Source organism: Marinobacter sp. EhC06 (genome assembly GCF_001650915.1).
Taxonomy (GTDB): domain Bacteria; phylum Pseudomonadota; class Gammaproteobacteria; order Pseudomonadales; family Oleiphilaceae; genus Marinobacter.
The window spans coordinates 408,821-430,854 of sequence record NZ_LXYO01000023.1; the positions used below are offsets into that span (position 1 = coordinate 408,821).

At 59.4% G+C, this 22,034-nt stretch carries 17 protein-coding genes; 7 read left to right on the top strand and 10 right to left on the bottom strand.

Annotation, left to right across the window (positions count from 1 at the left end):
- Positions 1 to 31: 31 nt before the first annotated feature.
- The 9 genes from A8B84_RS11865 to A8B84_RS11905 form a co-directional block, all read right to left on the bottom strand.
- Positions 32 to 2,275 (bottom strand): NADP-dependent isocitrate dehydrogenase, encoded by a 2,244-nt coding sequence (locus tag A8B84_RS11865; protein WP_064229383.1) that lies wholly within the window; start codon positions 2,273 to 2,275, stop codon positions 32 to 34.
- A 493-nt stretch (positions 2,276 to 2,768) separates the two neighbouring features.
- Complete coding sequence (locus A8B84_RS11870) at positions 2,769 to 4,757, bottom strand: acetoacetate--CoA ligase (protein ID WP_064229384.1); 1,989 nt, start codon at positions 4,755 to 4,757, stop codon at positions 2,769 to 2,771.
- Positions 4,758 to 4,773: 16 nt separating this feature from the next.
- Positions 4,774 to 5,553 carry a 3-hydroxybutyrate dehydrogenase gene (locus A8B84_RS11875; protein WP_064229385.1) on the bottom strand — a complete coding sequence of 260 codons (780 nt, stop codon included), beginning with the start codon at positions 5,551 to 5,553 and terminating at the stop codon, positions 4,774 to 4,776.
- Positions 5,554 to 5,566: 13 nt separating this feature from the next.
- Positions 5,567 to 6,931: a TRAP transporter large permease gene (locus A8B84_RS11880; RefSeq protein ID WP_064229386.1), complete on the bottom strand. Its 1,365-nt coding sequence runs from the start codon at positions 6,929 to 6,931 to the stop codon at positions 5,567 to 5,569.
- A complete protein-coding gene (locus A8B84_RS11885) occupies positions 6,931 to 7,569 on the bottom strand; it encodes a TRAP transporter small permease subunit (RefSeq protein ID WP_064229387.1) in 639 nt (212 codons plus the stop codon). The genes A8B84_RS11880 and A8B84_RS11885 overlap by 1 nt, the downstream gene beginning before the upstream one ends.
- A 116-nt stretch (positions 7,570 to 7,685) precedes the next feature.
- Positions 7,686 to 8,738 (bottom strand): TRAP transporter substrate-binding protein, encoded by a 1,053-nt coding sequence (locus tag A8B84_RS11890; RefSeq protein WP_064229388.1) that lies wholly within the window; start codon positions 8,736 to 8,738, stop codon positions 7,686 to 7,688.
- 323 nt (positions 8,739 to 9,061) lie between these two features.
- Positions 9,062 to 10,474 (bottom strand): sigma-54 interaction domain-containing protein, encoded by a 1,413-nt coding sequence (locus A8B84_RS11895; RefSeq protein WP_064230076.1) that lies wholly within the window; start codon positions 10,472 to 10,474, stop codon positions 9,062 to 9,064.
- Positions 10,475 to 10,616: 142 nt separating this feature from the next.
- A complete protein-coding gene (locus A8B84_RS11900; RefSeq protein WP_064230077.1) occupies positions 10,617 to 12,725 on the bottom strand; it encodes a 3-hydroxybutyrate oligomer hydrolase family protein in 2,109 nt (702 codons plus the stop codon).
- A gap of 273 nt (positions 12,726 to 12,998) precedes the next feature.
- Positions 12,999 to 14,072, bottom strand: coding sequence for a GlxA family transcriptional regulator (locus A8B84_RS11905; RefSeq protein WP_082905152.1), 1,074 nt, complete (start codon positions 14,070 to 14,072; stop codon positions 12,999 to 13,001).
- A gap of 133 nt (positions 14,073 to 14,205) precedes the next feature.
- On the opposite strand from A8B84_RS11905, the gene A8B84_RS11910 reads away from it, so the two are divergent.
- The 3 genes from A8B84_RS11910 (at position 14,206) to A8B84_RS11920 (ending at position 17,055) form a co-directional block, all read left to right on the top strand.
- Positions 14,206 to 15,303, top strand: a complete 1,098-nt coding sequence (locus A8B84_RS11910) for a class I SAM-dependent methyltransferase (RefSeq protein ID WP_064229389.1) — start codon at positions 14,206 to 14,208, stop codon at positions 15,301 to 15,303.
- The gene (locus A8B84_RS11915) at positions 15,300 to 16,061 is read left to right on the top strand and encodes a methyltransferase family protein (RefSeq protein WP_064229390.1); all 762 of its coding nucleotides are present in this window, start codon (positions 15,300 to 15,302) and stop codon (positions 16,059 to 16,061) included. Before A8B84_RS11910 ends, A8B84_RS11915 begins: the two co-directional genes overlap by 4 nt.
- A 76-nt stretch (positions 16,062 to 16,137) precedes the next feature.
- Positions 16,138 to 17,055: an alpha/beta hydrolase gene (locus A8B84_RS11920; protein ID WP_064229391.1), complete on the top strand. Its 918-nt coding sequence runs from the start codon at positions 16,138 to 16,140 to the stop codon at positions 17,053 to 17,055.
- An 11-nt stretch (positions 17,056 to 17,066) separates the two neighbouring features.
- On the opposite strand, the gene A8B84_RS11925 is transcribed toward A8B84_RS11920, so the two are convergent.
- Positions 17,067 to 17,429: a DUF6164 family protein gene (locus A8B84_RS11925; RefSeq protein ID WP_064229392.1), complete on the bottom strand. Its 363-nt coding sequence runs from the start codon at positions 17,427 to 17,429 to the stop codon at positions 17,067 to 17,069.
- Between the two features lie 96 nt (positions 17,430 to 17,525).
- Between A8B84_RS11925 and A8B84_RS11930 the strand changes: the two genes are divergently transcribed.
- Genes A8B84_RS11930 through A8B84_RS11945 form a run of 4 tightly spaced genes read left to right on the top strand, consistent with a single transcriptional unit; the run spans position 17,526 to position 22,023 of the window.
- Positions 17,526 to 18,935, top strand: a complete 1,410-nt coding sequence (locus A8B84_RS11930; RefSeq protein ID WP_064229393.1) for a DUF2868 domain-containing protein — start codon at positions 17,526 to 17,528, stop codon at positions 18,933 to 18,935.
- Positions 18,932 to 20,362 carry a GTPase/DUF3482 domain-containing protein gene (locus A8B84_RS11935; RefSeq protein WP_064229394.1) on the top strand — a complete coding sequence of 477 codons (1,431 nt, stop codon included), beginning with the start codon at positions 18,932 to 18,934 and terminating at the stop codon, positions 20,360 to 20,362. Before A8B84_RS11930 ends, A8B84_RS11935 begins: the two co-directional genes overlap by 4 nt.
- 50 nt (positions 20,363 to 20,412) lie before the next feature.
- Positions 20,413 to 20,808, top strand: coding sequence for an ectoine synthase (locus A8B84_RS11940; RefSeq protein ID WP_064229395.1), 396 nt, complete (start codon positions 20,413 to 20,415; stop codon positions 20,806 to 20,808).
- 12 nt (positions 20,809 to 20,820) lie between these two features.
- Positions 20,821 to 22,023 carry a CynX/NimT family MFS transporter gene (locus A8B84_RS11945; protein ID WP_064230079.1) on the top strand — a complete coding sequence of 401 codons (1,203 nt, stop codon included), beginning with the start codon at positions 20,821 to 20,823 and terminating at the stop codon, positions 22,021 to 22,023.
- Positions 22,024 to 22,034 lie beyond the last annotated feature (11 nt).

The window sequence follows — 22,034 nt, forward strand, 5'->3', positions numbered from 1 at the left end:
GGGCGTGCTCCCGGATGCTTTAGCGCTGAACTTACTTCACGGATGCACGAGCATCCTCAAGGATCCTGTTCAGCGTGGCACTGGGCTGCATAACTTCGCAGACCTTCTCCATCGGCGGGTGGTAGTAGCCACCAATATCCGCCGGGTGGCCCTGAACCACAGTCATCTCCTCCAGGATCTTGTCCTTGTTCTCTTCCAGCTGAGAGGACAGCTTGGTGAAGAACTCCTTCAGTTCCTTGTCGCTGTCCTGGTTGGCCAGCTCCTCTGCCCAGTAACGGGCAAGGTGGAAGTGAGAGCCACGGTTGTCCAGCTCACCGGTAACCCGGGACGGAGACTGGTTGTTTTCCAGCAGACGCTCGGTAGCCTTGTCCAGGGTCTGACCCAGCAGGCGCGCGCGCTCGTTGTTCTGCTTCTCGCCCAGCTCGTCCAGGGAGACCGCTGTGGCCAGGAATTCACCCAGGGAATCCCAGCGCAGGTGGTTTTCCTGGATCAGCTGCTGCACGTGCTTTGGCGCGGAACCGCCGGCACCGGTCTCGTACAGACCACCGCCGTTGAGCAGCGGAACGATGGACAGCATCTTGGCGCTGGTACCCAGTTCCAGAATCGGGAACAGGTCAGTGAGGTAGTCACGCAGAACGTTACCGGTGACAGAAATGGTATCCAGACCGCGAATCAGGCGCTCCATGGTCCAGCGGATGGCGCGAACCGGAGACATGATGCGGATATCCAGACCTTCAGTGTCGTGATCCTTCAGATAGGTGTTCACCTTCTTGATCAGCTGGGCATCGTGGGCACGCTCGTCGTCCAGCCAGAACACCGCCGGCATGCCAGTGGCACGGGCACGGTTGACCGCCAGCTTGACCCAGTCGCGGATCGGCAGGTCCTTGGTCTGGCAGGCGCGCCAGATGTCACCTGTCTCGACATTGTGCTCGGTCAGCACGGTGCCGTCGTCGGCAACGATGCGAACAACACCGTCTTCCTTGATCTCAAAGGTCTTGTCGTGGGAGCCGTACTCTTCGGCTTTCTGCGCCATCAGACCAACGTTCGGCACGGTACCCATGGTGGTGGGATCGAAGGCACCGTGGGTCTTACAGAAGTTGATCACTTCCTGGTAGATGGTGGCGTAGGTGGACTCGGGCATAACCGCCTTGGTGTCCTTCAGCTTGTTGTCCCGGGCCCACATCTTGCCGGAGTTACGAATCATGGCCGGCATGGAGGCGTCCACGATGACGTCACTGGGCACGTGCAGGTTGGTGATGCCCTTGACCGAGTCCACCATGGCGATTTCCGGACGGTGCTCGTAACAGGCGTGCAGGTCTTCCTGGATCTGCTCCTGCTTGGATTCCGGCAGCTGCTTGATCTTCTCGACCACGCTGGACAGGCCGTTGTTCGGGTTCACGCCGATCTCGTCGAACAGCTCACCGTACTTGTCGAACAGGTCCTTGTAGAAAACCTTCACCGCGTGACCGAACACGATCGGGTGGGAGATTTTCATCATGGTGGCTTTCACGTGCAGCGAGAACATAACGCCGGTGTTCTCGCAATCAGCAATGGCGTCCTCGAAGAACTTCACCAGGGCCTTCTTGCTCATGAACATGCCGTCCAGCACTTCGCCTTCCTGCAGGGGCAGGTCGGATTTCAGAACGGTCTGCTTACCCTGCTTGTTCTCGAACACGATGTTGGCTTTCGTGGCCTTGTCCAGCGTTACGGACTGCTCACTGGAGTAGAAATCACCACCGCGCATGTGGGCCACGTGGGTACGGGATGCCGGGCTCCACTCACCCATGGTGTGCGGGTATTTGCGGGCAAAGGCTTTTACCGCTGCCGGCGCGCGACGGTCAGAGTTGCCTTCACGGAGCACCGGGTTAACAGCACTACCCAGAACCTTGGCATAGCGGGACTGAATTTCTTTCTCTTCGTCGTTTTCAGGGTGTTCCTTGTATTCCGGAACGTTGTAGCCCTGCTCATTCAGCTCTTTGATAGCCGCCCGCAGCTGCGGAATGGACGCTGAAATGTTTGGCAATTTGATGATGTTGGCGTCCGGATCCTTGGTGTATTCACCCAGTTCGGCCAGAGCATCCGGAACCCGCTGATCTTCTTCCAGATAATCCGGAAAGTTCGCCAGAATACGCGCCGCGAGGGAGATGTCGCTGGTTTCGAATTCAATTCCAGCCGGCTTGGCGTAGGTTTCCAGGATGGGAAGAAGTGACCGTGTCGCGAGGGCTGGCGCCTCGTCGGTCAGTGTGTAGACAATCTTGGCTTTGGATGATGTCATTTTCGTCCTCAGGCTAATGGGTGGGTTCAGGACGGTCATGGCGGGGTCAGGCGTCTTTTGAACGTCCGACCTGAGCAATGACTGATTAGGAACTTTTGATAGACCTACTAAGATACCAGTTTTTCGTTAATTTTGGTTACGATCTTAGTATAAGAACGGACTAAAAATGCCTGATCTTCGGTTACAAGACGATGAAATGGCGGGAATTTACGAAACTTTCTAACATCGACTGGGAGTGGACGCAGGGCGGGTGGAGCCTCCCAAAACACGCTCCTTGCGGCACATCCATGTGGCGCTTGGGCTCCGCCATCCCTGGCTCCGCACAGTTTTGGGAGGCTCCACCCGCCCCGCTATTCAAGCTTTTCAGTTGGGTTCCGCAAGCCGAATCTGGCCAGCCTTCTATGACTGATTGTCAACAAAACGAGCCTCAACCTGACAGTAGGTCGGATTAGCCAACGGCGTAATCCGACAACCACCCTCAGATTTCAGACCTTCAATCGGGCAACAACCCAACCTCGGCCAACCGCTCCCGAATATGATCCAACGCCTCAGGATTCCCCAGAGCATCCCGGTTGTCGGCCTTTTTAGAGCCGTTGATCAACCGGGCCACCGCCAGTTCCACCTTCTTGCCGCTGCGGGTGTACGGGATGTCGTTCACCTGCACGATGTGCTTGGGCACGTGGCGCGGGCTGGCGCCTTCGCGGATTCGGATTTTGAGCTGTTTCAGCAGGTCGTCGGTGATTTCCTGGCCATCGGCCGGGACCACCAGCAGAACCACTTCCACGTCGCCGTCGATCTGGCGTCCCACCACCAGGCTGTCTTTGACCTCGGCCACGGTTTCTACCTGGCGGTAGATTTCCGCGGTACCGATTCGAACGCCGCCCGGGTTCAGGGTGGCGTCGGAGCGGCCGTAGATGATGGCGCCGCCATGCTCGGTGAATTCAATGAAATCGCCGTGGGCCCAAACGCCGGGGAAGGTATTGAAATAGGCATCGCGGTAGCGCTCGCCGTCCGGGTCCTGCCAGAAGCTGACCGGCATGGATGGTAACGGCTGGCGGCAGACCAGTTCCCCGCGGCCTTCGCTGACCGGCTGGCCGTCGTCGCCGTAGGCAACAGCATCAACACCCAGAAAACGGCACTGGATTTCGCCGCGACGAACAGGCAACAGCGGCGTTGAGCCTACGAAGCAACCGCAAATGTCGGTTCCACCGGCAATGGAACCGAGCAGGGCGCCGGGGGCACCGTCGCTGTAGACCCAGTCGTAATCTTCCGGCAGCAGCGGTGAGCCGGTGGAGAACACCACCCTCAGTTTGCTCTGGTCCAAATTTTTCGCGGGCTGGAGTTCGCCTTTCCGGCAGCCGGCGATGAATCTCGCGCTGGTGCCGAAGTGGGTGACTTTCTCTTCCGCCACGGTGTCCCAGAGGAAGTTCAGGCTCGGATAGCCCGGGGAGCCGTCAACGGTGATCACGGCTGCGCCGGTCATCAGGGCGGAAGCCTGCCAGTTCCACATCATCCAACCGCAGGTGGTGAAGTACAGGAACCGGTCTTCGGGGCCAACGTCGCCGTGCAGCATCAGTTCCTTGGCGTGGTTGACCAGCAGGCCGGCGTTGCCGTGAACGATGCACTTGGGTTTGCCCGTGGTACCGGAGGAATACAGGATATAGACCGGGTGGTCCGGGGGCAGCGGCGTGAAGGAAGGCGCATTGCCTTGGCCATAGGCCAGTACGTCTTCCCAGGTGGTAACCAGGTCTCCGGCAATCGGTGGCTCGTCCGGCAATTGCTGAACACTGACAACCGATTTGAGAGTGGGTAGCCCTGCAATCAGCTCTGCAAAGTCCTGCTGGCGGGCGAATACCTTGCCGCCATAGCCGTAACCATTCACCACGATCAGTGCTGAAGGTTCAATCTGGCCAAAGCGGTCGAGAATGGCCCCGATGCCGAAATCCGGGGAGGCGGAACTCCAGATGGCACCCATGCTTGTCGCTGCCAGCATACCAACCAAAGCTTCGTAGCCATTGGTAACAACGCCAGCCACACGATCGCCCTGTTGAATACCCTTGTCACGCAGGAAGGCTTCCAGGGCGCCCGCGTCCGCTTTGAGTTGTGCGTAGGTGCGGCGCAGCACCGGGCGCGTTTCGCAGTATGCTACGACCGCTTCCCGATCAGCGTGTTCGCCATCCGCCAGCCTAAGCAGGTTGGCGGCAAAGTTCAATTTCATGCCCGGGAACCATTCGGCGCCCGGCATTTCACGCTTGCCCAGTACTTTCTCGGCCGGGGTATCGCAGACCAGGCCGCAGTAGTCCCAGACTTTCTGCCAGAAAGTTTCCAGCTCATCAATGGACCACTGGTGCAAGGCGTGGTAATCGGCAAAGGGAACGAAGCCCTGCTGCTCCAGCCAGGCCTTGAACTGGCCCATGCGGGAACTGGCCAGGGTGTCTTCCGACGGAGACCAGACTACCGGTGATTGTTCTTCATTGCTCATCCATATCTCCTGAATGTTACTGCATATGCCAGCCGTGACTGACCACGATGGACTGGCCAGTCAAAGCCGCAGAGGGGAATGCAGCCAGATGAACCGCCAACTCTGCCACGTCTTCCAGGGTGGTGAATTCGCCGTCCACAGTGTTCTTGAGCATAACTTTGCTGATCACTTCCTCTTCGGAAATGCCCAGCTCCTTGGCCTGCTCCGGAATCTGCTTGTCCACCAGAGGGGTGCGCACAAACCCGGGGCAGATGATATTGCTCCGCACCCCATGTTCCGCACCCTCTTTCGCCACCGCCCTGCACAATCCCAGCATGCCGTGTTTGGCAGCCACATACGGGGCTTTCAGGGGAGAGGCCTCCAGAGAGTGCACCGACCCCATGTAGAGCATGGTGCCCCCGCCACTCTCGTACATGTGTTTGAGTGCCGCGCGAGTAACCAGGAATGCGCCATCGAGATGCACATTCATGACTTTGCTCCAATCGGAATAAGCAAGCTTGTGCACCGGGTCGATATGCTGGATGCCGGCGTTCGCGATGGCGATATCCAGACCGCCCCACTGTTTAACCACATAGTTAACGTTTACGTCAACTGCATATTCGTCAGTAACATCCATTTCAAGAGCGATTGCGGTACCGCCGGCCTGTTCGATGGCAGCTACGGTATCCTGTGCCGCCTCGAGCGTGAGATCAGCCACAGCGACCTTGGCTCCCTCGCGGCCATAGGCCTCGGCAATGGCCCGGCCGATGCCGCGACCGGCACCTGTAATCAAGGCAATCCGGTTTTCCAGACGCATTGTTATTGTCTCCTTAGTCGTAAGCCACACTCGGCAGCCAGGTCGCGATCTCCGGAACCACGAACACAATGGCCAGAGCTACCAGCTGGATAATGATGAACGGTATAACGCCACGATAAATATCGGTGACCTTGATCTCCGGCGGGGCGACACCCTTGATGTAGAAGAGCGCGAATCCGACCGGCGGTGTCAGGAATGATGTCTGCAGGCACATGGCAAAAAGGATGGTGAACCACACCAGATCAAAACCAAGCTGCTGCACCACCGGCGCCACCAGCGGCAGGATGATCAAGGTGATCTCGACCCAGTCCAGGAAGAAGCCCAGCAGGAAAACACCCAACAGGATGGTGAGAACCACGCCGTAGGGTCCGAAAGGCAGACCCAACAGGGCGTCTTCAATTACCTGATCGCCACCCAGACCGCGCAGAACGACAGAGAACGCGGTTGCGCCCAGGAAGATGGCAAAGATGAACGCAGCGGTTCGGGTGGTCTGCTGCATGGAAGAGTTGAGCACTTTCAGATTCAGTCGACCAGACATCAGGGCCAACAGCAGAGCGCCCAGCGCACCGACACCGGATGCTTCCGTTGGCGTTGCAATGCCAGCGAAGATAGAACCGAGAACGCCCAGGATCAGCGCGGCCGTTGGCACAACGGCTTTCGCCACTTCCCAGACGATACCCCAGGTCACTTTCTCGGTGCCCGCCGGTACCGGCGCAATGTGGGGTTGGAGCATGGGGCGAATGATGGCGTATGCCACGTACATGGCACCCAGCATGAGGCCGGGGAAGAAGGCGCCCATGAACAGATCGCCGACGGATGCCTCAGGAACGGCCAGCCGGTCCGCCATCAGCACCAGCATGATGGACGGGGGGATCAGGATACCCAGGGTCCCGGTGGCACAGGCAGTACCCACCGCAAATCCCTTGTCGTACTTGTTCTCCATCATTACCGGCAGGGACAACATGCCGAGGAGCACCACGGAAGCACCGATGATACCGGTGGTCGCGGCCAACAGAACGCCGATCACGATTACGGTAACCGCATAGCCGCCACGAACGGCGCCAAACAGTTTGACCATGCTGTTCATCAGCCGCTCGGCAACGCCGGACTGGTCAAGCATGATGCCCATGAAGATAAACATGGGCAGGGCCACAAGGGTTTCACTGCTTACCACCTTCCAGATTCGTTCGGGGACGAGCCCCATGGAGGAGGAGTAGTCGAACCACAGGTTGGCACCAAAATTCTCAACGGCGACGACACCGACAACGGTCCAGATAACCGCGGTGCCGCCCAGTACCCACGCAACCGGATAGCCGGTCATCAGCAGTGCCCCGAAGGTGAGGAACATGCCGATTACAAAAAGGGTTTCAAGCTCCATCAGGACGCATCCTCTTTCTTGTTCTCACCGGATTCGACCCGGACTGGCTTCGGAAAGCCGAAAAGCAGGGCAGTAACTTTCAGCAGACGGGACAGGGCAGCGATAATCAGCAGCACAAAAGACAGCGCCAGAACGCCCTTGAGGATCCAGCGGTAAGGAAGGCCCGCCGGTGCCTGGCTGGTCTCTCCCTGCTCCCAGGAACTCACGGCGTAGGGAATCATCTCGTAGACAGCCAATCCCAGAAACGGCAACAACAGGAACACCAGGCCAAACAGTTCAATCCAGGCCTGGCCCTTGAGCGACAGGCGCTCATGGATGACATCCACCCTGACGTGATCATCAGTTACCAGGGTATAGCCCAGCCCCAACAACCAACCGGCGCCGGCGAGGTGCCACTGGACTTCTTCCAGAGTGACCGACCCCATACCAAAGGCATAGCGACCGACCACGGCGTAAATGATCACTCCGGTGACCACGAACCAGAGCCAGGACGCACTCTTGCCTATTGCAGAGATCACACCGTCCAAAACCTCGCTCAGTCGGGTGGTTGGAAACTCGGTGTGATGATGAATAAATTGACCGGCGTCCGACGCCGATGCATGTACATCGGGCGGTGAGCCTTTATCAGACACTGTCATACAACAGTTCCTCGTTCAGAAAGCCTGCCGTGAAACAAGGATGGCCCCGCAGGGCCATCCAGACTAAATCGATGAGCACCGGAATTGCGTCCGGTGCTCAGGGTCAGCCCCGAACCTTACAGGTCCGCCGGAACATAGGCGCGGGTATCCCACACCTTGTAGGATTCCATGAACTCCTGCTGGCTTTCGTAAACACGCTTGAAGTCAGCATCCTTGGACGCTTCTTCTTCAAGTACTTCCTGTGTTACTTCTTTCAGCTTCAGCAGAACGTCGCGGGGGATCTGGTCGGCCTGAACGCCCTTATCCTGGAACTCAGCCAGAACCTTGCCGTTCTTGTACTCGCCTTCGGCCAAACCACGGGTGGTTGCCGCAGTACAGGAAGCCTCAACCAGCGCCTTCTGTGCCTCGGTGGCACGTGCCCACTCGTCCTTGTTGATCAGCATGTACTGGGCTGTGAACTGCTGGTGCCAGCCCGGGAACAGGTTGTACTTGACGACCTGGTTAAAGCCAAGGATCTGATCGATAGCTGGCATGGAGAATTCGGTGGCATCGATGGTGCCCTTCTCCAGTGCCTGGTAAAGCTCGCCGCCAGGCATCATGGTGACAGAGGCGCCCAGTTTTTCGAGAACCTTGCCGCCGAGGCCGGCGAAGCGGATCTTCAGGCCTTTGTAGTCTTCCAGAGTTTCGATGGGCTCGGAATACCAACCTGCTGTTTCAGGCCCAATGATGCCGCACAGCTGTGCGTGAACGTTGAAGCCTTTATTGGCATAGGTTTCCTGCAGCATTTCATGACCGCCACCGAAGTAATACCAGCCGATGTAGGCAGGTGGCTTCATGCCGAAGGGAACAGCTGCAAACAGAGGAATCGCAGGCACCTTGCCCTGATCGTAGCCGATCCAGGTGTAACCAGCAGAAACCTTGCCGTCTGAGACGGACTGCAGGATATCGAACGGCGGAACCAGCTTGCCGGGCTCATAGACACGGACCTGGATGCTGCCATCGGAAGCGGTGGTGAGGTTATCTGCAACCCAGGCAGCGGGAGAACCGAGGCCCGGAAGGTTGGTAGCGAAGGCTACGGGCATTTTCCAGCGCAGATCGTCAGCAAACGCAGAGCCCGTGGTGAGAGCGATCGCACCGGCCACACCGGTGAGAGCCTTGAGAAGTTTCATTGGCAAGTCTCCTAACATTGTTATTGTATCTGGCCTGGCGCGGATAGCCGGGGCCTGATCTGAGTATAGTCAGAGAATGCAGGAACAGACGGACAGGGTTAATCTTGGGGTCCAACAGTTTGCGTCAGTCTTGTTCTCTGCATTGTTCTGACGTCCTGCGTCCCGGAGATTGCAGGCACTGTGCCAGATTACTTTTTATCTTTTATTTCAATAGATTGGAGAGAATGGAAGAAGACTGGGCACACTTAAATGTCCGATAATCAGGACATATTAAGACCTCAGTCGTAGGTAATTGTACGGACAACAGGACATGCGTCCGGGTTTCAGGACAGTCTGGCCAGTTTTTCGTAGAGAACAGACCTTGAGATGCCCAGCAGCTTAGCCGCGCGGGTGCGATTGCCCCGGCTGGCAACGAGGGCTTCCTCAATGGCATGGGCTTCGGCTTCTGCCAGAGTCTGCGACAGCGGCCGGACCGGTTGAGGGGTCAGGGAAGACACCGGGCGGTTACCATTGCGCGGCAATACCTTGAAAATAGCGTCTGCATCGAGCAGGCCTCCTTCCTCCCCCATGGTCAGGGCTCGCTCAAGTACGTTCCGAAGCTCCCGGATATTGCCGGGCCAGTCATAACTGCCCAGGGCCGAGACTCCCGCGTCGGTGATTTCACCGCGCAGCTCAAGGCCTTCACAGATCTCTTCCAGCAACGCTTCACACAGTACGCCAAGATCTGCCAGGCGATCCCTCAGCGGTGGTATCGGAATTTCGAGAACATTAAGGCGGTAATAGAGATCCGACCGGAACTCACCCTCGGCGATCATGACCTCAAGATTTCGACTGGTGGCCGCAATAACCCGGACATCCACCGGAACCACCTTGTTGGAGCCCAGCGGTTCAATCTCGCCTTCCTGAAGCGCACGTAACAGCTTCGCCTGCAGCGGCAGAGGCATATCACCCACTTCGTCGAGGAACAGCGTGCCGCCATTGGCCAGCTGGAACTTGCCGTCCCGGGTACGACGGTCAGCACCGGTGTAAGCCCCCGGAGCGACCCCGAAAAACTCTGCTTCCAGGAGGTTATCCGGAATAGCCGCGACGTTGACACCTACGAATGGTTTCTCCGCCCGGGCCGATACCGTATGAATGGCCTGGGCCAGGACCTCTTTGCCGGTGCCGGTTTCGCCCAGCAGAAGCACCGGCATGTCTCGCCCGGCCGCCAGACGGGCCCTCCGCTTGACTTCCAGGGCCGCCGGGCTGGCCCCGACAAAATCGCCAAGGCTGTACCGGGTGCCGCGAGATTTCTTGGCCAGCGCCTTACGGGCCGCCGCCAGATCCTGATGCAGACGCCGGTACTTGGAAACCAGCGGGGTCAGAGGTTGCAGGTCGTCGTAAAGGACGAACGCAACCCCGCCCACGATCTCGCCGTCATCGTCAAAATAGGGCAGTCGAGTTACAACCAGCTGTTGCTGATTGTGCTCCATGATATCCAACAACAGGGGCTTGCCGGTTTCAACGACCTCAGGCATTCGCGTCTGGGGAATCACCTGACGCACCGGTTTGCCAATGACCTTTGACGGATCGCCCAGGCCAAGCAGATGGGAATAGCTACTGTTGATCCAGGTAATCCGGGCATTCCGGTCGACAGCAATCGCGCCGGCACTGGCTTCCTCAAACATCGGAAACAGGGCTTCGATCAGGTCCCGGGTCAGGCCACTCTTGTTCTTGTCAGAAAACAGCTCTGTCATGTACCGCGCACCAACGGGTCGAATGTCATTCATGGTATTAACCCTGGCACCCGGCAGGCCGGGTGCAGTCACGGAAGTATATGGGGCCCCCGGACCGGGGGCAAACGAAGCCGGCCCGATAGCAGGCCGGCCGGTGGCACGTTTATTCCGGAATCCGGACCTGGTTGTCTTCAAAGACAATCTGGTCTGCGGCATCCGGCTCGGGATTGATCGCCGGCAGGTTGGCTTCCGCCAGTGGTGTCGTGATGTCGCCCCGGGGTACAGTGCGAACCACCTGGCTGGGCGGCAATGCCTGCTTTTCGGTCAGCTTGGCCCAGACCAGATCCAGCGCCTGGAAATAATAGTGGTGCAGCGGCACATACCGGTCAGCAACGCCCGGGAAACCATTAAGTACGTCCAGGTGATGCGCGTTCAGGATTTCGTAGTACCGCAGGTTACTTTTCTCCCCCTCCACTCGCTGGTTCAGGCCAAAATAGGGCCGGGAGGTGTGGTTGATGGGTAGAATCGCATCGGCACGGCCGGTCACGAAAACCGTCGGCTTGCCCTGCAGATCACCCGAGGCACGGACTTCGGCGATACCCTCGGCAATAGCCGTTGCCAGCTCGGCGTCAGAGCCCTGCAGATCAGCTCCGCTGACGGCGTCGCTGCCCTGGGCAAGGCTACGAAGGCACAACAGTGCATCCAGGCCATAGTCCAATTGGTTGGTACTTGGTGAAGCACTGGCAGGCAGATTGGTGGGCTGACCATCGGCACCATCGTAGACGATGTTCACCCCGGCCGACGGCGGAATGCCATTGCTGATAGAGAACAGAGCGGCCTCTACCCCCGGCGCTATCGGAGCCACTGCCCCGGCGCCATCCACGGCCGCCAGGCTGAGATCACAGACACGATCCTCGACACCGGCGCGACTATAAGCATTGGCATAGGTCATGGAAATACTCTGGGCTACGGCGAGCCCGAAGTGCACCGGCGCCAACAGATTCTGCTCCGGCTGAATACCAAAGTCCTCGTTCAGGATGCGCAGCGCTTCGGTAGCCCGGTCATCCAGCGTGGCACCACTTACCAGACCCTTGTTGGCAAGGGAGTTACAGATATTCTCGCCGATTGCGGGGGGATTGAAGGTGGCATTCAATGGCGCATCGTCCCGGATCGCCGGTGCCTGGTTGGCACAACCCTGATAGACGGCAAGGGCCGTGGTGTAATCCAGCAGGCTCCGGCTGTGCTCGGTAATAACCGGGCCTTCGCCCTGGCGAATGGTAAAGCTCCGGTCCACTTCCGGATTCACGTTGGGCTCGGACACCGCAACACCGTCAATCAGGCCGCGAGTGTCCTGCTCGGCAGCACGAACTGAAGAACCACCGCCGTTGGAGACACTGGAAGCAATAACCACGGTGTTCTTGGGATTGATGGTCAGCAGCGTTTCGCCGTTGCCCAGTTCCCGGCCAAACTTTTCGTTCAGCACATAAAAGCCGAATTCAATGGACTGCAACACGTGCAGGCCCCAGTCGGCTTCCGGGTTGGCTTTCGAGTGTGCGTGTTTGTAGGCAAAACGATCCGGCCAGGCACTGTCGAAGTCTGCTCGCTGTTCATCGGTCAGATCCGCCCGGAACTGCACTGGCTCATCGGCAGAGGTAAGCGTGCCATCAATGCGCTGGGCAGTGTTGGTGGCCAGGTTATGGGAGCCGGTCCCGGTACCCTTGTCAGTGTAGACAACGGCGCACCCTTTTTTCAGACCCCATTCGCCGGCGGTACCGATGGCGCCATAGATGCCACGGGAGCCCGAGGACGGCGCAGTGACCATGCAGGGGCGATCAGGATCAAAGCTATCGGGCACCTGGGCCATGACCGTCACCGGCACGTCGGTACCCGGCACCGCCATGTAAGCAAGGTATTCGTCGCCCGGAATCAGGCCTTCACCGCTGGCGTCTACCTGCGGGCCGAAGAAGGTGCCGTAACCACCGCCGGGAGCGGTGTCCACCAACGCGCGGTAATTGTTATAGATCGCCAGGCGACGGAGTTCGGCGGCTGTAGGATTAAGAGGGTCGGCAAACGCAGGCGCGGGCGTAGTGGCCAGACCGCTGGCACCCAGGCCTGCAGTTAACAGGTCATCGGTAACACCGTCGTAGCTGGTCTGGTTTACGTCGCCCTGGATAAAGTCAGGGATCTCGTTGAAGGGTGGTTTTCCATCCTTGCAGGCAGTCAGGGTCATCCCCGTGGCGCCGATCAGGGCGCAGAGCATTATTCGTTTCATGATCGTTCCTTGTTTGTTGTTGTAAACGAACAGACCAGGCCTCAAGCCGGGCCCCGGGAACGCCATGCGGATCCTGTGCCAACCAGGTATCCTTTTGATTTATATAATCTTAATCCACCTTTTGGTTTCGAGGAAAGTAATTGTTCCGGATTTCCGGACAGTCAATAGCGAATCAATAAACGAGAAATGGCGCAGTAGAGGGCCTGGAGCAATCTGTCCCGAAACTCGGACACTGTATGGAATGTCGGACAATCAGGCTCTTAACCCCAACGTTCAGTGAGGTGATAACCGCCCGATACCACCGAATTTCCGTCGATACTGCGCCGGTGTCAGGCCAACACGCTGCTGGAACTTCCGACTGAAAAAGGCGGCGTCCTGATATCCCACCATCTCTGCCACCGCTTCCACCGAAACCTTGCTGGTTTCCAGAATCTGCTTGGCCTCCTCCAGCCTGAGCGTCAGGACGTATTCAATCGGCGTCATTCCGGTCGCCTGCCGGAACCGGCGATTGAAAGAACGCTCGCTCAGACCACTGAGTGACATCATGCCAGCGACCGGAGAAGGTTGATCGTAGTGATAGGCCAGCCATTGCTGGCATTGGGCGATGATCGCATCGTCCGACTGGCGCTGATGGCTGACAGATGCGAAGGGCTGCTGTCCGGTTTCGTGCCACTCGATCAGGTGCACCTTGGCAACGCGGATTGCTTCCGCCTGGCTGCAGAACCGGGCGATCAGGTACAGCCCCAGATCCATCCACGACGTCCCGCCGCCTGACATGATCAGTCGCTGACCGGAACCGGAGGCCACCAGTGCCCGCTCCGGATGCATCCGGACCCCCGGGTAACGCTTTGCCATGAAATCGCAGAAGCCCCAGTGTGTGGTCGCGTCCTCACCCGACAGCAAACCGGCCTCGCCCAGAAGCACGGCCCCGGTACAGGCGGTGGCAATAAGTCCGCCCCGGTGCCAATAGTCATTCAGCCATTGAGTTTCGCGGAGAAACAGATCGCCGGGACCGGCAGCAGGGTCGAACACCACTTCGAGAATACAGAGCGCATCGGGACAGTAATCATCATCCAGGCGCTTTGCTGGCTTGACCCAGCCCCCACTGGCAAGCTCCATTGGCGCCCCGTCCAACGACACAATAGAAGCGTTGATCAGGCCGGCCCCGGGCGTTCCCTGCATCAGGAAATCCCAGTCACGTCCCGCAGAAGTAAGAAGTTCCTGCATACCGTAAATCGGCGACGCTGTTGCCTGGGGAACGGCAAGTATACCGACCTCCAGAGGACGTCCGGGTGACCCCGGCTTGTTCGATTCCAATGTCTTGCCCTCCTGTTCAGCCACGATCATAAAACCATCCAGATGCGATGACCACCTGGCCGATTTGACCAGTAATTGACCGATTTCGCTGAAGGGCGCCCGCGCCGATATGTTCAGTATGGACGCGCACCAACCAGACTACGTCAATCAAGGAGAACGCGTCATGAATGCACCACTTTCAGTTTCTGCACCTACACGTACACCCGAACAGTTTGGAGACCGTTTCGCCAGTATGGTAAATCACGCCGCAATCGTGGCGATGAGCTCACTGGGGCACCGGCTCGGGCTGTTCGATACCCTGGCCAGCCTACCTGCGGCCACATGCGGTCAGATCGCGGAAGCCGCTGGGCTGGCCGAGCGATATGTCAGGGAATGGCTGTCGGTGATGGTTACAGGCGACATCGTGGACTATCACCCGGTTGATAAAACCTTCGCCCTGGATCCAGCCCACGCCGCCTGCCTGACCCGCAGCGCCACCCCCAATAACCTGGCAGTGACCGCCAGGTTCATTCCACTGATCAGCAGCATGGAAACAGACCTGCTCGATTGTTTCCGGACCGGTCGCGGGCTGCCCTACGATGCTTACCCCTGCTTCCACGACGTTATGGCGGAAGACAGCCATCAGACCGTCGTCAGCGCTCTGTTCGATCACATCCTGCCCCTGGTTCCGGGATTATCAGATCGATTGGCGAATGGCATTTCTGTGCTGGATGCCGGCTGCGGAAGAGGTCTGGCGCTTCTGAGCCTCGCCCGGGCTTTCCCCGACAGCCGGTTCACCGGCTTCGATCTGTGTGAGGAGGCGTTCCTACCCACCCGGGAAAAAGCCCGTTCCCTGGGGCTGACCAATCTGACGTTTGAAGCCAGGGATCTTCGGGACTTCCGCGCCCCTGCCGGGTATGACCTGATCACCACCTTTGATGCTGTTCATGACCAGGCAGACCCGGCGGCCCTGCTTAGCGGCATCTCCGGAGCCCTTCGGCCCGGCGGGGTCTACCTGATGCAGGATATCGCCGGCTCCAGCTTTCTGGAGAAAAACCTTGAGCATCCCCTTGGCCCGCTGCTGTACACCATATCCTGCGCCCACTGTACGCCGGTTTCACTCGCCCAGGGCGGACCCGGACTGGGCACACTCTGGGGTGAAGAGAAGGCGGAACTGATGCTTCGCCAGGCCGGTTTTCGCCACATAGTCTCCAGGCGCCTGGACCACGATCCGTTCAACGTCTATTTCATCGCCCGCAACGAGGAGGAAAGCGGATCATGAAAAAATGTTTCTTCGGGCTCTATGCACTGCTCGCCTATGGCGTGGGTTTTTCCTCATTACTGGCGTTGATGGCCTTCCTGCTCAATCTGATGCCTCTGGGCATCGACAAGGGCACAGCGGGCAACGAAATGTTTGCCACATTCGCAAACACCCTGCTTTTGATGGCCTATTTCGCGTTGCACTCGGTAATGGCGCGTCCGGCCTTCAAGGCACGTTGGACACGTCTGATTCCGCCGGTTCTGGAGCGGAGTACCTATGTACTGGTCTCGGGCCTGACCCTCGTAGGTGTGATCGCACTGTGGCAGCCGTTGCCGCTGATGCTATGGCAGGCGGAAGCGGGGTGGCTGAGGGGACTGCTTTATGGTCTGCACGGGGCCGGCTGGGTGATCATGGTGTTGGCCACATTCCACATCAATCACCTCGATTTCTTCGGCCTCGGCCCGGTCTGGCGGCATCTTCGCCGCCAGCCGCCCAGGCAAGCACCATTTTCGGCCAGGTACCTGTACGGACTGGTTCGCCATCCCATCAGTCTTGGCTGGATGGTCGTATTCTGGGCAACTCCGGACGTGACTCTCGGCCATGCCCTGATGGCGACCCTGGCAACAGCCTACATCCTGGTCATCACGCCGGTGGAAGAAAGGGATCTCAAGCAAGCGATTGGGCCGGCCTATCACACCTATCGGGAACGGGTGCCGGCTTTCATTCCTTCATTTCGACTTCCGCGGGGCAAAACAGAGTCACGCCAGACACAAATCTGACCGTTCCGCATCCACGAGCCCTGAGCGGTCGTAGAATCTGGATACGAATCTGCGACCGCTTCGGGAGAGAAACAAGATGCGCGTATCAAACCACCGCGAAAATGTAAGAACTGGCGTGGTGACAGCGTTGATCGGGAGCCTGTTGGTACTGGCAGGGTGTGCCACCCATCATAACGGGCCTGCCTCGGCTGGCGTCCCGGACGAGGTCGCTTTCCGAGTAGAGAAGGACTTGCGGTTTTCGCCCGGTGATTGGCCAGAAGCGCTCTTCGCCGACCTCTACCTTCCGACCGGGCAAGTCTCACAGCGGCGCTATCCGGTTGTCCTGATGGTTCATGGGGGCGGCTGGCAACGCCGATCCCGGGAGGACATGGCCTGGATCGCCGAAGAGGTGGCCAGTCACGGTTTCGCGGTAATGAACATCGATTACCGGTTCGCGCCGGAATACATCTTCCCGGCCCAGCTGCACGACCTGCAACTGGCCCGACAGTGGCTGAACCGGCACGCCGATGAGTATCATCTGAACGCCACCCGAGTGAGCGGTTTCGGTTTCTCCTCCGGCGCCCATCTGATTGCGCTACTGGCTCTGGTGGCAAGCTCCGACAGCGATCTGAACCAGCCCTACGGTGTACCGGAAACCCGATTGAATGCGGTTGTCACCGGTGGCCTGCCTTCCGACCTCATGGCTTTTGGTTCAGGCAAACTGATCCGGCAGTTCCTTGGTGGAGAACAGCACGAGATGCCGGAAACCTATCGCAAGGCGTCCCCGATCAGCCATGTAACCGCCAACGCGCCGCCCTTTTTCCTGTTTCACGGTGCCATGGATATGCTGGTGCCTTTCAGTCAGGCAGAACGTTTCCGGGCAGCTCTTGAGGATCAAAAGATCTACAGCGAACTCTACGAGATGCACCTGCGGGGGCATGTCACCAGCTTCCTGACTGCAGGCGATGCGGTAGACGAGGCGATAGGGTTCCTCGCCCGCCAACAAGAGGGGTGACGCCCGCGCCGCTAACCGATCCGGATAAACGGCAGCAGGCTCAGGCCCATGATCACCAGAATGGCAATGCAGGCCGCCAGAGTCCGGATTGGCCGCTGCCTGAGCATGAACCAGAAACCGCCGGATTCGCCCCTGGCCAGGTGCTCCTCGTAGGCCCGCCGCTGGGTTTCATAGCGTTGCCGCTGATACTCGTCCAGTAGCGCCCTGGCCCGGGCCGCCTCATCGTCATCGTGCACCCAGAAACCGCCCATGCTGATACCCCAGCGGCTTGGCGGCGTTTCGTAATAGGCCACCTCGTGGGCATCGAACAGAGCACGAATTTCATCGGCCTCGTCATCGGGTACATGGCGCAGGTTCATCAGATGGTGGGGCATGGACTCTCGTTGTCTGGTATCGGGTGCGGGTATCCCTATATCCTAGCACTAAAGCCCGACGGGCCCGACAGACCGAATTCGACACCGGAACCCTGAATGACCGACAGCCCCCTCCGATTGTTGCTGGAGTTTGACAGCCAGGCGCAACGGGACCGATCACAGCCTCCCACCTTCCTGCATCGGCGGGACCGCAAGTTCGCACTGGTGTGTGAAGAGCAGGGCATGGCCCCGGACGCCGCCCGCTGGCTGGCCCACCTGAACCGGCTCAGCGGACCCCGGGCAACCCCGGCATCCACCGACCGAACCCTGGCAACCTGGCGCCGGATTACCGCTGGCTTTTCAGCGGTGGGGTTGATTGCAGGCATGCTTACCATGGCCGGCCTGCTGTTTTACGATGGAGGCCAACGCATCAACATCACGGTTTTTCTGGCCTTCATAGTTCTGCACCTGGTTCTTGCCCTGTTTACCACCCTGCAATCCCTGACCGGATGGCAGCCCTGGCGCTGGCTGGCGCGGCGGCTCGGGGCCGATCCTGGCCACGGAATGTTCAGCAAGCTCCAGCCACTGCTGATGGCCAGGGCCGCTCACCTGGGCGGTAGTGCTTTCGCCACCGCCGGTTTGATCACCCTGCTGGCTATGGTCGTCGTTCAGGATCTTGCCTTCGGCTGGAGCACTACACTGGACACCGCTGCCGCGAGCTATCACGGATTAATAAGCACTGTCGCCACGCCCTGGGCCTGGGCCTGGCCGGCAGCCGCCCCGGATCTTGCCCTGGTCGAAGCGACGCGCTTTTTCCGGGCCGGCGACCCAATGGCAAATCCTGATCCGGCCCTGTGGGGCCAATGGTGGCCATTTGTCACCATGCTGTGGACAATTTGGGTTCTGTTGCCACGTCTCATTCTCTGGAGCTTGGCCGCCGTGCAGACACGACAAAAGGCCCGTCGCCTGCTCGCCAGCCACCCGGCCATGCACGCCCTGATGTATCGTATGGAAACACCCGCCCTGGACACTGGCAACAGCCACCATGATGCCGACGACCTGCCGGACACCAGTGCTCGAAGCAATTTGCTGCCGCTGCCTGACAGCGACATCCTGCTGTGCTGGGCGGGCGCCGGGGAGCCTGAATTGCCAGACGGGCTTCGCTCGGGCAAGGAGCTCGTGCTTCGGGCGGGCGGCAGCGCCAGCCTCTCGGACGATGACCAGACCCTGAACCGGATCTCTGAGCACCTGAAAAACCGTTCCAAGGCCGTCATTCTGCTGGTGCGCTGCTGGCAGCCCCCCACTGGTGAACTGCAGGATTTCCTGGAGACAGCCCGTGGCACCTGGCCTCGTGGCTCCCGGGTCGCACTGGTTCCCCTGGCCGCGGACAGCAACCAGGAACCCGATGCCCACCAGGTTCAGCCCTGGCTCCGGTTTGCCGAGCGGGTTGGCAGCGAGTTCGTTCAGGTTTCGCTGCCCTCCTTCCAGATGCGAGATCCCTATTCAGCAGTTGGGGAGCGGCCATGATTCAAGCGCCTACGTTTGCCGTGGTCGGGCACCCGAACAAGGGCAAGTCCAGTGTGGTGGCCACCCTGTCCCAGAACGATGCCATTGCCATTGCCCTGGAACCCGGCACCACCCGCAAGCACCAGGCCTATCCACTGAAAGTGGATGGGCAGACCCTCTACACCCTGGTCGATACACCCGGTTTCCAGCGCCCACGCCGGGTTTTGGAATGGCTGGAAGCCCACAGTGTCTCCGCCTCTGACCACGCTGACACCGTCAGAGCCTTTGTCACTCAGCATCAGGACGATGGCCGGTTCACCGACGAATGCGAGCTTCTGATGCCTCTGATCGAGGGTGCCGGGATCATTTACGTGGTGGACGGCTCGGTACCCTACAGCGCCGAGCACGAGGCGGAAATGACCATCCTGCGCTGGACCGGCCGTCCGAGTCTGGCATTGATAAACAGCATCGGCGCCGACGATTACAGTGATACCTGGCAGGCTGCTCTAGGCCAGTTCTTCCAGGTTGTTCGCCGATTCGACGCCGTTCGCGCCCCGTTCGAGCAACATCTTGGCCTGTTAAGGGCATTCGGACAGCTGGAACCAGACTGGGAAAGGCCACTGGAACAGGCCACTCACTACCTCTCCGCCCAGCGTCAGCAGCGCCGCCAACAGGCCGCGGCACTGATTGCCAGGGCACTCGAGGACATGATGTCGTTCCAGGAGAAACGAACCCTGACCGCTGGCCAGGCTGCCGGAACCAGTGACGGTTCGCTGGCCGACCAGCTACGCCAGGATTGGTACCGCCATCAGCGGAAGCGGGAACAGACCCTCCGCGTGGATATCGAACACCTGTACCAGCACCAGCGCATCCGACGCCAGGAAGCCGAACTGGAGTGGCACAGTGAGCACGACCTGTTCTCGGAAGACAGCCGCAAAGCCTGGGCCGTCAGCAAGCGCTACCTGGCCACTGCCGGCTTCGGCGCGGGCGCCGTCAGCGGTGCCGGGATCGACGCACTGACCTTCGGCTCCTCCCTTGGAACCGGCGCTCTGGTGGGCGGCCTGCTCGGTGCCGCCGGCAGTTATTTCTATGGCGACCGGCTGGCCCTGCCAGCTCTGAACATCGGCGTACTTCGGGACGGATTGAAAACCGCCACCTTCGGCCCTGTACAGGACAGCCAGTTCGGCTATGTTGTATTGGGGCGTGCCGTGGATCACTGGTGGCACATAAGCCACCGGAATCACGCCGGACGGGAACTGCTGGATCTGGAACCGGCGGACCATCACTGGCTGGAAAACCTCGGGAAAACCAGCCGACAGGACATCCAGAGGGCCTTCGACAAGTGTCGTAAACAGCGCCCCCTCGACGAACGCCAACGGGAGAAGTTCACCTCGGCCATTGAGCGGGCCATGGCTGTTTACGACGATTGGCGGTTGAACCGTACCTGAAAGGGATGTTTATACTAAAAGGCTATTCCATCACAAAATGAGGAATGCGAATGAAAATCGTACGAGTGCAAGACATCATCGGTACCGAGCGCGAAGTACACGGACCGGGCTGGACCAGCCGCCGTATGCTGTTGAAAAAGGACGGCATGGGTTTCTCCTTCCATGAAACCATCATCCCGGCCGGTGCCGAACTGAACCTCTGGTACAAACACCACCTGGAAGCTGTCTACTGTGTTGCCGGTAACGGCAAAATCCTGGACAAAGCGACCGGTGAAACCCACGAGATCACCGACGGAACCCTGTACGCACTCGACAAGCATGACCAGCACACCCTTTACGGTGGCACAGAGGACATGCGACTGATCTGTGCCTTCAACCCCCCGGTCACTGGCCGTGAAGTCCATGACGAAGACGGCGCTTACCTGCCGGATACCAGCGAAGACTGATTCGTTTTGACCGTGGCTGAACATCAGGCCGCAACCGCACCGCCACCGCCAGCCAGACTGCTGCCGGTGGCGGTGTTGCTTTGGCTGGCCGGCGTTTATCTGCGGATCCCCGTACTGGTAGCACCACCCCTGGCGCCGTTCATCAGTGACGAACTGGCGCTGACCCAGGCACTGACCGGCGCCCTGACAACCCTGCCCATTCTGATGCTGGCCATCGGCTCCATGCCCGGTTCACTGGCCATCGCCCGGATCGGCCCCCGCAATACCCTGGCGCTTGCCATGGTCATCATGGTCATCGGCTCCGCCGGCCGCGGCTTGGTACCCGACACTTTCACATTGATGCTGGCCAGCGCCGTCATGGGGCTGGGTGTTGCCATGATGCAGCCCGCTCTGCCGGCACTGCTGCCACGATGGCTCGAACCCCATCACCTGGCCCTGGGATCCGCCATCTACATGAACGGCATGCTCATGGGCGAATTCATCGGCGCCGGCATCACCCTGCCAATACTCATGCCCTTGCTGGACAACAGCTGGCGGGCCACCCTCCTGGCCTGGTCCCTGCCGGCCCTGCTGGTTGCCGCCGCGCTTTATCTGCCCAGACGCGACCGGGCGAAACCCGTCGGTAAAGTTTCCTGGCTGCCCGATTGGAGCAACCCCCTGACCCTCAAAATCGGCCTGCTCCTGGGTCTCTCCGGCTCCATGTTCTTCGGCCTCAATGCCTACATGGGCAACCTTCTGGAACAGCAGGGCCAGTTCGACAAACTCTCCGATGCCCTGTTCTGGTACAACATCGCCCAGGTCTTCGCCTCCCTGACCATGCTGAAAATGGCCCGTTACTGGGTCGGCCGCCGCTCAGTCATCATCGTTACCGCAGGCATCAGCATCATAGGCACCCTCGGTGCCATCACCTTCACCGGCTGGTGGTCTATCGCCAGCGCCACGCTGATGAGTCTTACTGCCGGCATCCTCCTGATCCTGTTGGTCGCCGTACCGCCCCTGGTGACCACCTCCAGAGAAACCGGACGCCTGTCTGCCGGCACCTTCCTGGTAGGCTACACCATGGCGTTTTCCATACCCATGGCCGGCGGCTTTATCGCCGACTGGACCGGCGACGCCCGACACGCCATCCTCACCATCATCGCCTACAGCGTCCTGGTCCTCCCCCTGGCCTTCACCCTCGACCTGAAACGAAAAAAGGACCAACCCGAAAGCTGATCCTTTTCCAA